General features: G+C 69.4%; 14 protein-coding genes. 3 read left to right on the top strand and 11 right to left on the bottom strand.

The features are described 5' to 3' along the window. Positions 1-162 precede the first annotated feature (162 nt). Both xseA and LVY72_RS07455 read left to right on the top strand, forming a co-directional pair. The gene (gene xseA / locus LVY72_RS07460) at positions 163-1,443 is read left to right on the top strand and encodes an exodeoxyribonuclease VII large subunit (protein WP_237819267.1); all 1,281 of its coding nucleotides are present in this window, start codon (positions 163-165) and stop codon (positions 1,441-1,443) included. Positions 1,444-1,584: 141 nt separating this feature from the next. Further along, entirely contained in the window at positions 1,585-1,833 is a 249-nt protein-coding gene (locus LVY72_RS07455) for an exodeoxyribonuclease VII small subunit (protein ID WP_237819265.1), read from the top strand. Between the two features lie 183 nt (positions 1,834-2,016). Here the strand turns inward: LVY72_RS07455 and LVY72_RS07450 are convergent, their stop codons facing one another. The 9 genes from LVY72_RS07450 to LVY72_RS07410 all read right to left on the bottom strand — a co-directional run bounded on the left by LVY72_RS07450 (position 2,017) and on the right by LVY72_RS07410 (position 9,227). Beyond that, positions 2,017-2,868 (bottom strand): PPK2 family polyphosphate kinase, encoded by an 852-nt coding sequence (locus LVY72_RS07450; protein ID WP_237819262.1) that lies wholly within the window; start codon positions 2,866-2,868, stop codon positions 2,017-2,019. 65 nt (positions 2,869-2,933) lie between these two features. Continuing rightward, entirely contained in the window at positions 2,934-4,148 is a 1,215-nt protein-coding gene (locus LVY72_RS07445; protein ID WP_237819260.1) for a pyridoxal phosphate-dependent aminotransferase, read from the bottom strand. Between the two features lie 56 nt (positions 4,149-4,204). After that, entirely contained in the window at positions 4,205-5,185 is a 981-nt protein-coding gene (locus LVY72_RS07440; protein ID WP_237819258.1) for an ABC transporter substrate-binding protein, read from the bottom strand. A gap of 22 nt (positions 5,186-5,207) precedes the next feature. Next, complete coding sequence (locus tag LVY72_RS07435; RefSeq protein ID WP_237819256.1) at positions 5,208-5,927, bottom strand: ABC transporter permease; 720 nt, start codon at positions 5,925-5,927, stop codon at positions 5,208-5,210. Beyond that, complete coding sequence (locus LVY72_RS07430; RefSeq protein WP_237819254.1) at positions 5,924-6,643, bottom strand: ABC transporter permease; 720 nt, start codon at positions 6,641-6,643, stop codon at positions 5,924-5,926. The genes LVY72_RS07435 and LVY72_RS07430 overlap by 4 nt, the downstream gene beginning before the upstream one ends. Continuing rightward, a complete protein-coding gene (locus LVY72_RS07425; protein WP_237819370.1) occupies positions 6,643-7,710 on the bottom strand; it encodes an ABC transporter ATP-binding protein in 1,068 nt (355 codons plus the stop codon). Before LVY72_RS07425 ends, LVY72_RS07430 begins: the two co-directional genes overlap by 1 nt. 177 nt (positions 7,711-7,887) lie before the next feature. Beyond that, positions 7,888-8,316 (bottom strand): NUDIX hydrolase, encoded by a 429-nt coding sequence (locus LVY72_RS07420; RefSeq protein ID WP_237819252.1) that lies wholly within the window; start codon positions 8,314-8,316, stop codon positions 7,888-7,890. Between the two features lie 55 nt (positions 8,317-8,371). Beyond that, complete coding sequence (locus tag LVY72_RS07415; protein ID WP_237819250.1) at positions 8,372-8,566, bottom strand: hypothetical protein; 195 nt, start codon at positions 8,564-8,566, stop codon at positions 8,372-8,374. Positions 8,567-8,573: 7 nt separating this feature from the next. Then, the gene (locus tag LVY72_RS07410; RefSeq protein ID WP_237819248.1) at positions 8,574-9,227 is read right to left on the bottom strand and encodes an ArsR/SmtB family transcription factor; all 654 of its coding nucleotides are present in this window, start codon (positions 9,225-9,227) and stop codon (positions 8,574-8,576) included. 243 nt (positions 9,228-9,470) lie between these two features. Here LVY72_RS07410 and LVY72_RS07405 point away from each other — a divergent pair, with 243 nt between their 5' ends. Beyond that, entirely contained in the window at positions 9,471-11,189 is a 1,719-nt protein-coding gene (locus LVY72_RS07405; RefSeq protein ID WP_237819247.1) for a tetratricopeptide repeat protein, read from the top strand. Between the two features lie 69 nt (positions 11,190-11,258). On the opposite strand, the gene LVY72_RS07400 is transcribed toward LVY72_RS07405, so the two are convergent. Then, positions 11,259-12,107, bottom strand: coding sequence for a hypothetical protein (locus LVY72_RS07400; protein ID WP_237819245.1), 849 nt, complete (start codon positions 12,105-12,107; stop codon positions 11,259-11,261). Positions 12,108-12,369: 262 nt separating this feature from the next. Beyond that, positions 12,370-13,005 carry a GNAT family N-acetyltransferase gene (locus tag LVY72_RS07395; RefSeq protein WP_237819243.1) on the bottom strand — a complete coding sequence of 212 codons (636 nt, stop codon included), beginning with the start codon at positions 13,003-13,005 and terminating at the stop codon, positions 12,370-12,372. Between the last annotated feature and the right edge of the window lie 2 nt (positions 13,006-13,007).

Raw genomic sequence — 13,007 nt, 5'->3', positions numbered from 1 at the left:
GTAGAGCACAATAGGCCACATCCGGTTTGTCCGCAGTAGCTGGTAAGAATGAATGGAACCTTCGAACACATGCCAGCCTGCCGCTGCGCTGCCGCCCCGGACCGGGCCGGCCTGCCGGCGGCAGCCAGCAGCGCCGACCGGTGGCTGCGGAAAGGGGCCCGAATGAGCCAGGACCAGCCAGGGCCCGCAAGCGCGGCCGGAACCGCGGAGGCTCCGGCACAACGCACCACGCTGCCGCCGACCGCGGCGCAGACGTCGCCGGAAAACCCTTGGCCGCTGCGGCTGCTCTCGGAAAAACTGAAGGCCCATATCGACAGGGTCCCGCCCACCTGGGTGGAGGGCCAGGTTATCGAGCTGAACCGGCGCAACAGCGTCACCTACCTGACCCTGCGGGACACCGAGGCCGAGGCCTCCTTCGGCCTGGTGGCCTGGAGCGCTGTGATGGCCCGGCTCGAGGCGCCGCTGACGCCCGGATCCCGCGTGGTGGCACAGATCAAGCCGGACCTGTACATCAAGACCGGCAGGCTGTCGATGCAGACCAGGGATATCCGCCCGGTTGGGCTCGGGGACCTGCTGGCGCGGCTGGAGCGGCTGCGCCAGGCTCTGGCCGCCGAGGGCCTGTTCGCTGACGAGCGGAAGAAGCGGCTGCCCATGCTCCCGCACCGGATCGGGCTGATCACCGGCCGGGATTCGGACGCGATGAAGGACGTCATCCGCAACGCCTCGCTGCGCTGGCCGGCGGTCGCCTTCGAGGTGCGCGAAGTGGCCGTCCAGGGGGTCAGCGCCGTCGCCCAGGTGATGCAGGCCCTGGCCGAGCTGGATGCGATGGCCGAAGTGGATGTGATCGTCATCGCCCGCGGCGGCGGGTCGCTGGAGGACCTGCTGCCGTTCAGCAGCGAAGAACTCATCCGGGCCGTGGCCGCGGCGCGGACGCCGGTGGTCAGCGCGATCGGCCATGAGGCGGACCGGCCGCTGCTCGACGATGTGGCGGACCTGCGGGCCTCCACGCCCACGGATGCCGCCAAACGCATTGTGCCGGACGTCAACGAGGAACTGGAGCGGATCGCCAGGGCGCGGGCCATGCTGGCCCGCAGCGTGGAAACCATGATCCGGCACGAGGGAGAACGGCTGGCCGCGGTCCGCTCGCGGCCGGTGCTGGCCAATCCGCAGGGGATGGTCCATGCCCGCGCCGAGGATCTGCAGCGGCTCGCCGCGCGGGCCTATGGCTGCATTTCCACGGCCGTGGACCGGGACCGGGACCGGATCGCGCACCTGCGCGCCCAGGTCCGCGCGCTCTCGCCGCAGAACACCTTGGACCGCGGCTACGCCGTCGTCCAGCTCCCGGACGGTGCGGTGCTGCGTGACGCGCAGGATGCCCCGGCGGGCACCCGCCTCCGGGTCCGGGTGGCGGTCGGCGAGGTTGCCGCCGACGTCGTGCCGTAGCCCCGGCACCGTCCAGAGAAGGATTTCCCGCGAACCGGGAAGCTGCCCGCATTCCGCAGCGAAGCAGATTCCCAGTTCGAGGGAAGGGGCAGCCAGCACAATGACCAGCAAGGCCGCAGATGCGGCGGAAGATGAGGAACCATGAGTGAACAGTCCAGCCCCCGCGGCACCGGAGCCGATGCGGAGATCGGCGCCATGAGCTACGAGCAGGCCCGGGAGGCGCTGGTTGGCGTCGTCACAGCGTTGGAGGCAGGCGGCGCCAGTTTGGAGGAGTCGCTGGCCCTCTGGGAACGCGGCGAGGCCTTGGCGGCACGCTGCGAGGCGTGGCTGGAAGGCGCCAGGCAGCGGCTGGATGCCGCCCGCGCGGCCCGGGAACAGCCGGGCAGCTGAGCACCGGCCGGAGCGCCCGATGAGTGGGGCGCGAGGGACCCGCCTAAGAGAACGGCCAGGGGTCCCCGTGCGCGAAGCGTGCGGGGTGGCCGTGAACGGGCGAAGCCGACCGGCCTGGGCCTACCCACCGGTCGCTTCGCTCGCGGCGGGACCCTCGGCCCGAAGCTTGCGGGAGTGCCCCAATCAGGATCCGGCCAGCCGCTTCTTCTCGACCTCGACGTCGAACAGCGGCACGGGCCACTGCGGGTCGATCTGCTGCAGGGCGTTCAGCAGCAACTGCTGGACGGCCAGCCGCGCATACCATTTCTTGTTGGCCGGCACCACGTACCACGGGGCATACGCCGTCGAGGTGCGCTCGAGGGCGATCTGGTAGGCCTGCATGTACTGGTCCCAGAACTGGCGTTCATCGACGTCGCCCGGGTTGTATTTCCAGTGCTTGTCCGGGCGGTCCAGCCGTTCCTGCAGCCGCGCCTTGCCTTCTTCCCGGCTGATGTGCAGCATCACCTTGACGATGCGCATGCCGCCGCCCGCCAGACGGTATTCGAAGCCATTGATCAGGTCGTAGCGTGCCTCGATCTCCGCCACCGGACTGAGTTTGCGGACCCGATGGATCAGCACGTCCTCATAGTGGGAGCGGTCGAAGCAGCCGATCATGCCGTAGCCGGGCAGGTGCGCAGCCACCCGCCACAGGAAGTCGTGCATGACTTCCTCGCCCGCCGGCTGCTTGAATGCGTGGTGCTGGACCCCCTGCGGGTCGACGACGCCGATGACGTGCCGGACGATCCCGCCCTTGCCCGCGGTGTCCATGCCCTGCAGGACCAGCAGCAACGCATCCTGCGCCCCCGCACGGGACGCGGCAAAGAGCCGCTCCTGCAGATCAGACAGGTGCTGGTCGTACTCGGCGAGCAGCCGGCTACCGTCCTCCTTGGCGCCGTCGAACCCGGGCGTGGAATCCGGGTCCACAGCGGCCAGGTCGAAGCCCTGCCCTACCCGGAGGATTTCGTGGGGCCTTTCGGCCAAGCCGATGTCTGTCATGCTGGCGGTCCTCCTCCTGGGCAGCCTGGGCTGCCGGCCGGTGCTGGAAGGATTCTATGCCCGTTCTAGGCCCGCTGGCTCTCGAGGAACTCCGCAATGCGGCCGATGGCCTCTTCGAGCAGCTCCACGTTCGGCAGGGTGACCAGCCGGAAGTGGTCCGGCTTGCTCCAGTTGAAGGCCCGCCCGTGCGAGATGAGGATCTTCTGCTGCTTGAGCAGATCCAGCGCGAAGGCCTCATCATCCTCGATCGGGTAGACCTCAGGATCCAGCTTCGGGAACAGGTAGAGTGCGCCCTGGGCCTGTTGGGTGCTCACGCCCGGGATTTCATTGAGCAGCTTGTAGGCCAGATTGCGCTGTTCGAGCAGGCGCCCGCCGGGCAGGATCAGGTCATTGATGCTCTGGTGGCCGCCGAGCGCCGTCTGGATGGCGTGCTGGGCGGGCACATTCGCGCACAGGCGCATGTTGGTCAGCAGGTTGATGCCCTCGATATAGTCCGCCGCCAGGTGCCTCGGGCCGGAAATAGCCATCCAGCCGCTGCGGAAGCCGCAGACCCGGTAGGCCTTGGACAGGCCGCTGAAGGTCAGGGTCAGCACGTCGTCCGAGAGCAGCGCGGTGTTGATATGCACTGCGTCGTCGTACAGGATCTTTTCGTAGATCTCGTCCGAGAAGACAATCAGATTGTGCCGGCGCGCCAGTTCCAGCATGTCTTCAAGGATGTGCCGCGGATACACCGCGCCCGTGGGGTTGTTCGGGTTGATGATCACCAGGCCCTTGGTGTTGGGCGTGATGTTGCGTTCGATGTCCTCCAGGTCCGGCAGCCACCCATCCTCCTCCACGCACTGGTAGTGGATGGGGTGGCCGCCGGCCAGGGACACGGATGCCGTCCAGAGCGGATAGTCCGGGGCCGGGATGAGTACTTCGTCGCCGTTGTTCAGCAGCGCCTGCAGGCTCATCGTGATCAGTTCGCTGACGCCGTTGCCCAGATAGACATCGTCTACGCCGATGTCTTGGATTCCGCGGGTCTGGTAGTACTGCGAGACAGCGGTGCGGGCCGAAAAAATGCCGCGCGAATCGCTGTAGCCCTGGGCGGTGGGCAGGTTCCGGATCATGTCGACCAGGATGGCGTCCGGCGCTTCGAACCCGAAGGGCGCAGGATTGCCGATGTTCAGCTTGATGATCCGGTGGCCCTCGGCCTCCATCCGCTGGGCGTGTTCAAGCAGGGGTCCGCGGATGTCGTACAGGACGTTGTGGAGCTTGTTGGACTGCTTGAACTGGACCATTTACACAGTTTCGCATACCGGTCCGGCGGGCCGTCCAACCCTTGCTTCGCGCGGCGTTACTTTGTGAATCCCTTCGCTGCCAGCCAGTCCGCCGCCGCGTCCGCGGGGCTGCGCTTCTCGTCGCCGCTGACCTGCCGGTTCAGGTCCACCAGGTCGGCGGTGGTCAACTGGTCCGAAACCTTGTCCAGCACGGCGGCTGCTTCCGCGCCGACCTTGTCCGCCCGGACCAGGGGTACGACCTGCTGGGCGATGAAGTTGTTCTTCGGGTCCGCCAGGACCACCAGGTCATTGTCCTCGATGGACGGGGTGGTGGTGTAAATATCGGCCACCTGGATCTTGTCCGTCAAGAGGGCGTTCAGCGTGGTGGGGCCGCCGTAGTCGTTGATCGGCTCGAAGCCTTTGGGCACGCAGTCATACTTGGACTTCAGGCCCGGCAGTCCGTATTCGCGCTCCTTGAATTCCGGGTTGGCCCCGATGGTCAGCTCGCCGCAGACCTTGGCCATGTCTTCGATCGACGCCAGCTTGTACTTTTCCGCCGTGGCCTGGGTCACCACCATGGCGTCCTTGCTTTCGGCGGGGGCGGCCTTCAGTACCTTCAATCCCGCCGGCAGCGCGGCGGGCAGGGCAGCCATCACGTCCGGTGCCGCGGCGGCGGTGGCCTTGCCGTCCAGGAACAGCAGCAGGTTGCCGCTGTAGTCGGGGATGATGTCCACGGAGCCTTCCTCCACGGCCTTGACGTAGACCTCGCGGGAGCCGATGCCCGGCTTGGTGGAGACCTCGATCCCGGCCGAGCGCAGGGCGCCCGCGTAGAGTTCGGCGATGGTCTGGCTTTCCGTACCGCCGCTGGAACCGACCACCAACGGGCCCGACGCCGTGCCGCTGGCCGCCGGCTGCGAGGACGTATCGCCCAGCGGATTAGAGTTCGCGCCACAGCCGGCGAGCGTCAGCAGCAGCGTGGCGGCAGCGGCCAGCAGCGGCACGGCCTGCGCCCGGCGGCGGACGGCTCCGGGGCGGGTGCGATGGACCCGGTTGATCATGGTGTTCTCCTTTGATTTCCGACTAACGTCCAGTGCCCAATGCACCGGCATTCGTGGCTTCCCGGGCCTGGCCGGCCCGGGCAGTCTTCAGGCCCGGCGACACCGCGAACCGCTGGACCAGGGCCAGCAGCCCGTCCACCAGCAGCGCCAGGGCCGCAATCAGGAGGGCGCCGGCCAACATGCGCACCGGATCGCGGACCGCCAGCCCGTCGATCAGGAACCGGCCGAGGCCGCCGAGGTTAATGTAGGCGACGACGGCGACGGTAGCGATGACCTGCAGCACTGCGGCGCGGAATCCGCCCAGCATCACCGGCAGGGCGTTGGGCAGTTCCACCTTGGACAGGATCTGCCATTCGGTCATGCCCAGGCCCCGGGCCGCGTCCACCAGCTGGCGGTCCACGGCGGCGATGCCGGCATAGGTGCCGGCCAGCAGCGGCGGGACGGTGAGGATGACCAAGGCATAGATCGGCGGCATCAGCCCGATGCCCAGCAGGAGCACGAATAGGGTCAGCAGTCCGAGCGTGGGCAGCGCGCGCAGCGCACTCGTGCCGGAGACGACGGCGACCCGGCCCCGGCCGGTGTGCCCGACATACAGGCCCAGCGGGATGGCGACGGCCGCGGCGATGAGCAGCGTGAGGGCACTGTAGAACAGGTGCTCGCCCAGCCGGGCGGGCACGCCGTCGGGCCCGGACCAATTGGCCGGGTCGGAGAACCAGGCGGCGACCTGCTGGAACAGGTTCATGTCAGGATCGCCGTTTCTGCCGCGTCCGGCTGCTGGCCGGGCCGGCCGCCGGCGCGGTTCGGGGTGTCGGCCCGTGCGCCCCGGCCGTGCCGGAGCCAGGGCGTCAGCAGCCGTTCGGTCAGCACCAGCACCCCGTCAAGCAGCACCGCCAGGACCAGGATGAGGATGATGCCGACCAGGATCTCGGTCATGAAGGAGCGCAGCAGCCCGTCGGTGAACAGCACGCCCAGGTTCTGGATGCCGATCACGGCGCCGACGCTGGCCAGCGAAATGTTGCTCACCGAGACCACCCGCAGACCGGCGAACAGGACCGGCAGGGCCAGCGGCAGGTCCACGGTGAAGAGCTGCCGCAGCGGGCGGTACCCCATCGCCTCGGCCGCCTGCCGGACGCCGTCGTCGATGGAATTGAGCGCGTCCACCACCGCACGCACCAGCAGCGCCACGGCGTAGAGCGTCAGGGCCACGATCAGGTTGGCCATGTCCAGGATTTTGGTGCCCAGCACCACCGGCAGGAACACGAACAGCGCCAGCGACGGAATGGTGTAGAGCACCGAACTCACGGACAGGATCACCCCGCGGATGGGCCGGATCCGCCAGGCCAGGTAGCCCAGCGGCAGGGAGATGAGGAAGCCCAGCACCAGCGGCAGCATGGCCTGGTACAGGTGCAGCCCGGTCAGCCCCATCACATAGGGGAAGTTGGCCAGGAACCACTGCATCAGGCGTGCCGGTCCGCACGGATCAGGCGCAGCACGGTCCCGGCGTCCACCAGCCCGGCCACCCGGCCGCCGGCATCCACGGCCACACCCTTGCCCGACGGCGAGGACAGCGCCGAGTCCAAGGCCTGGCGCAGGCTGGAGCCGAGGACAAAGAGCGACCCGCCGGTCACCACCGCACCGTGGCCGCGCGCCCCGGGCGGCAGCCAGCCGGCCGGACGTCCGGCGTCGTCGGTCACCAGCAGCCAGCCGCCGGGCGCGGCATCGGCGAGGCTGCCTGCCGCGGCGGTGCGTGCCGGCTCCAGCACCAGCCCGTCGGCAGAATCGAAGCCGAGGGCCCGGAACCCGCGGTCCCGGCCGACAAAGCCTGCCACGAAGTCATCCACCGGGGCACGCAAAATCTCCGCCGGCGGGGCGAACTGCGCCAGCCGGCCGCCGGTGGCGAATACGGCTACCTTGTCCCCCAGCACCACCGCCTCGTCGATATCGTGGGTGACGAAAACGATGGTCTTGGCCAGGTCCTGCTGGAGCCGGAGCAGTTCCTGCTGCAGCTCGGCCCGAACCACCGGATCGACGGCGCTGAACGGCTCGTCCATCAGGAGGATGGGCGGATCTGCTGCCAGCGCCCGGGCAACGCCCACACGCTGCTGCTGGCCGCCGGAGAGCTGGGCCGGATAGCGCCCGCCCAGGTCCCCAGACAGTCCGACGACGTCGAGCAGTTCGCGCGCACGGCGCCTGGCCTGCGCCTTGGGGACGCCGTTCAGCCGCGGCACTGTGGCAATGTTGTCCAGCACCGTACGGTGCGGCAGCAGCCCTGCCGACTGCATCACGTAGCCCATCGTGCGGCGCAGGGCCGCGGCCGGCCGCCGGGCCACGTCGGTACCGTCAACCAGCACGGTGCCGGCGCTCGGCTCAACCATTCTGTTGATCATCCGCAGCGAGGTGGTCTTGCCACAGCCCGAGGGTCCGACAAAGACGGTGATGGCCCCCCGGTCGATGTCCAAGGTGAGGTTCTCGACGGCCGGCTGCCCGCCCGGATACAGCTTGGAAACGTTGCGGAAGCACACCATCGGCCCGCTGCCGGCAGCGCCGGCGGCGGGCTTGGCTTGGGGACTGACGGTGCCTGCGGGCACCGATGGGTGCTCGGTCATGGTACGGGGCCTTCCGTCGGAGCCTGCGGCGGGCCGGCCGCAGGGTGCTTGTGGACCGAGTCTAACCACATCGGCGCCGCTAGCGGCAGTTACCGCTCAGGTGCCTCGGGCGAAGTGCAGGCGCAGTCCGACGTCCACCAGGTCCACGCGCTCAAGCGCCGGCACCTCGTCCAGTGGCACCCAGCGCGCTTGGTCGGTGGAACCGTCGACTTCATGCCGGAGCTCGCCGCCGGTAATGCTGGCGTCGTAGATGATGCGCAGCGCGTGCAGCGGCCTGGTGCCATGCAGCCGGCGCCCGGCCGGAATGTGCTTGCTGTCCACGCCCAGCAGCGGGCCCAGGCTGGCCTGGTAGCCGGTTTCCTCGAAGATTTCGCGCACCGCCCCGGTGGGAGCGTCCTCGCCGAGCTGCAGTCCGCCGCCGGGCAAGGTCCAGCGCGGTGTTCCAGCCTCGATCCAGCGGGCCAGCAGCAGTGCGTTGTCCCGGATGATGATGCCGTAGGCGCCCACCCGTGTGTCGAAGTCCATGGCTCCAATCTAGGCGAAGCTCCCGTTCGGGCTGTGTTTACGGTGCCTAGATGTCTTAAAGCAGCGGCAGGGCGCTGTGGCCCAGGGCCAGGAGCCGGCTGCGCCGTTCTTCATACTCCCGGTAACGCTCCCGGTAGCGCCGGACGGCTGCTGCGGCTGCCGGCCTGCCCGCCAGCCGCAGTCCGGCGGCGACCAGGGCGCGCCCGGTGCGGATCAGCAGGGTGCCGGCGCCGCGGGAAACCGATGCCATGACGAACTCACTTTCCTGGCGGCGGACCAGCGGCCCGTCCGTCCATCAACGGGAAAACATTCAGATGCAGCTGCACCGGGAGTGTTCCTTCGGCGCCCGGTTCGTTGGGGTACTGCCCGGCGAGCGAACGCACGTAGCGTTCGGCCTTTTCCGACACCTCGCGCAGCTGCTCCACGGTCAGGTGCAGGCTTGAGGTGGAAATAATCGCCGCTTCGGTCCACTGCGGGTCCAGCTGGTCCACGCCGTGGTCCATGAATTCCGCCAGCGCCTGCGCGCGGCCGCGCTCGAACTCACGCGACACCAGCCGTGCGGCAGTCCGGGTGGCCGGGCTGGTGGCAAGTCCGGGTGTGGCCACCACCAGCGGTCCGGGCGGGCGCTCCCACCACCGTTCCCGGGCGGTGCCCCGGTCCCGGACCTCGCGCACCAGCCCGTGCTTGGCGAGCTGGCGCAGGTGGTAGCTGGTGGACCCGCTGGACTCCCCCAGCCGGGTGGCCAGGCCGCTGGCGGTCTGCGCGCCATAGCGGGAAAGCTCCTCCAGCAGGCGGATCCGCAGCGGATGGGCCAGCGCCTTCAGGGCCGCGGCGCCGACGACGGTGTGCCCCACCTCCTGCGCGACGTCCCCGGCGGCCGGCAGGCCGGGGACGGATGTCCTGCTTTCCATGGGCACCACCCTAGCGATGCAAAGAAATCTTTGCAAATGAATCTTTGCAAGTGGCTGCACGGACCGGGCCCGCTTCCGCATAAAATGGTTCGACGTGTAAATACCCGTGCGCCGGAACCATCCCCGGGCACCGGAGAAAGTGCTATTTGCACGGCATCGAGCTGAGGGTTAGAACTGACATCATGGGGACCAGGTCCAAACGCACCCCGGGCGCATCCTGCCCCGGATCGGCGGGGTACGGCCATGCCTGATACCGAAGCCCGGCTGCGGCGGGTCCTCAATACCGAGGCCCCCGAGCCTGGCACGATCCCGGCCAGCGCCCGGGACTGCCTGGACCGCGCCTACGAGGCGGCCTACGCCGAAGACAACCTCGGCGCCGTGTTTATGGCCCGGGCCGGACTCAAGCGTGCCGCACCGGTCGAAACCGAGACCATCCTTGCGCTTTATTCGGTCCTGGTCGCCGTCAGCCAGTTGGCCGGCCGGCACACGGACGCCGAGAAGTACCTGCGCGAACGCATCCGGGTGCTGAAGGACGCAGGCCAGGACATCCAGGCCGCGGTGGAGGCGGATCTGGGCACCCTGCTGTTCCGGGAGGCCACCGAGCGGGACCTGCCGCTGCTCGAGGCCGCCCTCGAACAGCTGTCCGAGGCCAAGGCCCCGCCGGCGGTCCTGGCCGACCTCCAACTCGCGGTCGCCGTCGCCCGGTCGCGGAACGGGACCAAGCCGCAGGCCCTGAAACTGCTGGAACGGGCGGTCCAGGGCTATGCCGCCGGCCGCAGGCCGGACAGCCTCTCGGGGGCGCTGATGTACCTGGCGCACACCTATGTGATGACCGACCACCCGCGCCGGGCGATCGCCACCGCGGACCGACTGTTGTCCATGCCTGCCAACCGGGCGCTGCTGGCATCCATGTGGCTGCTGAAGGCGAACCTGGCCGCCGGCAGCGGCGAACACGACGACCAGGCGCTCGAATTCGCCCTGACCGCGCTCGAACTCTATGCCGCCTGCGGCGTCCGCAAAGGCGCGGTCTCGGCCGCCGTCGTCGTCGCCCGGCTGTGCGCGGCCGCCGGCGACGGCGCCACCTCGGTGCTGGCGTGGCGCGCAGCCGTACAGCAGGCAGAACGCGGCGAGGTGCACGAGGAATTGACGCTGCGGCTGGCGCTGGGCAACCAGCTGCTCGAAGCCGAGGAATACGAACTTGCCCGCGAGGTGCTGGAGAAACTGCTGGAACGGCAGGAACGCGCCAATGCCGGCGCGTCCAATATCGCCCGGACGCTGATGAGCCTGGGCCACGCGCACCGCCACTGCGGCAACAGCGCCGACGCGCTCGAATGTTGGCGGCACGCCGTCTCGGAGTTCAATGCCGCCCGGGAGTACGCCGAGGCATCCCGGGCACTGCTGGCAATCGGCACGCTGCTCTCGCGCGAAAACCGCGGAGCCGATGCCCTCGTCTGCCTCGAGGCCGCCACGGCCGCCGCACGCAAGGCCAAGGAGGACGATACGGTGCTGCCGCAGGCCCTGCACGCGCTGGGTCACGCCCTCTGCGAGGCCGGGGATCCGGACGGGCTCAGCCAACTCGACGAGGCCATCCAGATCGCCCGCGAATTCGGTGCGCACTGGTACGAAGCGGATTACAGCGACACCCGGGCGCGGGCACTCTGGGCGCTGGACCGGGGCCAGGCCGCGGTGTCGGCGGCCCTGCACGCGGCGGATCTCTACGCCGCGGCGGACGATCCGGGCTCGGCCTGCAACGCCGAACTGTTCGCGGCTCAGGTGCTGGCGGAGACCGGGCAGACCTCGGAGGCGGTCACCATTTTCCGGATGGTGCTCGACCAGCCGGAAATCAGCCGGCCGCTGGTGGTGGCGGCAAACATGGGACTGGCCGGTGCGCTGGACGAACTGGGCCGCACGCGGGCGGCAGACCGGGCCCGGCGCGCGGCCGAGGAGGCGGCCGACGGCTGAGGCCCGACGGCGGCACCCGTCCCGGGCTGCACCGGACGGGCCCGACGGCGGGGATCCGGACAGCCGCGCTCAGGCGCGCCGGCGCTGCAGGACGGCGTCGAGGTTGAGCTTGCCGGTCTGCGGCCGCGGCGAGGCGGCCTGGCCGTCGGTGCCCGGCGCAGCCGGATTCGCTGCCTGGTTCGCGGCCGGAGCGGCGGACGGGGCTGCGGGGGCGCCTGCCGCCGGAGCCTGGGCCGCCGGTGCCTGGGCGACCGTGGCGGCGGCAGCGGCGGCCTCGGCGGCGGCCGAAGCCTTGAGCGCGGCATCCTGCTTGATGTTGACCTTGGCGGCCGGCTTCTTCACCTCGGGCGCCGGCAACGGCTCGGGAGCGGGACGTTCGGCCTTCGCGGCGGCAACGTAGGTCGGCTTCGGCACCTCGACCGGCTGCCAGGCCGCCCCGGGAGCGGCTGCCGCAGCGTTCCGCGCGGCCTGTGCGGCGACTTTCAGAGCCTCAGCCCGCAACTGCTCGGCCGTCAACGGCGCCGGCTGCGCCCCGGCCGCGGGAGATTCCTCCGACTCGGCACCGTTGAACAGCACGGTCTCCCGGCGTTGGACGGGCTGCTGCGGTTCATCGACGACAGCCGCAGCTTCGCGGCGCGGCTGCTGCCGCCGGGCGCGAGCGCGGCGTACACGGTCGCGGACGGCCAGGCTGCGCAGGGTCACCACCACGGCGGCGGCCACCAGGAAGGCGGTAAACGGGACACTGCCCGGCAGCGCCCCCAGGAGGGCCAGCAGGGTACCGGTGACGAACGCCGCGGCGGCCATGGTGCCGACCAGGGCAAGGACGGTGCGGCCCCACCGGATCCGGAAGGCGGCGCCGGCGGCCGCAGGTGCCGGTCCTGCGTGTCCGGACGGCGTCGAACGGGCTGTGTTCTCCATGATCATCCCCTGAGGGCCGGCAGCTGCTCCGCCGGCTGGTGCAGAATCCATTGATATTCTCCGGCCTGCGGCTGCTTCGGCCAGGGCCGCTTCGGTCTGGAAGCGGAGTACGTACGGCGCCACCCAGGCAAGCCAAAGCCCGATGATGACCGCAAAGATCACTGAGCTTCGGATGTCCATTCTCAACACCGTAGAAGCGGCTCAGGTAACGGTGCGGCATTAATTACGGTGTGTCGGATAACGGGAAGATTACGACTGCTTGCTAGGGTGCTTTGGCCGATTGGTCACCCTCCCGCAGCCAGCGCGACAACAGCCCGCCGGGCACCTCCTCGGCTGTGAGGGCAAAGCTGCTGTGGTCCGCCCAGTCACCGTTGATGTGCAGGTAGCGGGGCCGCACGCACTCGGCACGGAACCCCAGCTTTTCGACCACGCGCAGGCTGGGGCCGTTCTCCGGCCTGATGTTGATTTCCATCCGGTGCAGCCCCAGGACGCCGAAACAGTGGTCCGTGGCCAGGGCGACGGCGGTTGGTGCGATGCCGCGGCCGGCGCAGCGTTGATCCACCCAGTAGCCCAAGGTCGCCATCATCGCGGACCCCCAGACGATGCTGGAAACGGTCAGCTGTCCCACGAGGACCGGCTTGGCCAGCATGGGCCGGCGCTCGGTAATCAGCCAGGGCAGCGCGACACCTTGGCGCGCCTGCTGCTGGAGCGAATGCACCATCTCACCAAACGTCGGCAGCCGGCCGCCGGGCTGCGGATTGGAAGCCTCCCACGGCGCCAGCCAGTGCGCGTTGCGCTGCCGCACCTCCCCCCACTCGCGCTTGTCCCGCCGCGAGATGGGACGGAGCACCAGGTCACCGCACTCGAGCGTGACCGGCCAGAAATCCGAGCCGAGCATGG

Origin of the sequence: Arthrobacter hankyongi (genome assembly GCF_022012395.1) — a bacterium.
GTDB lineage: Bacteria > Actinomycetota > Actinomycetes > Actinomycetales > Micrococcaceae > Crystallibacter > Crystallibacter hankyongi.
Note: the sequence above shows the minus strand (reverse complement) of the source record. Positions and strands in the feature narration are given on the sequence as shown.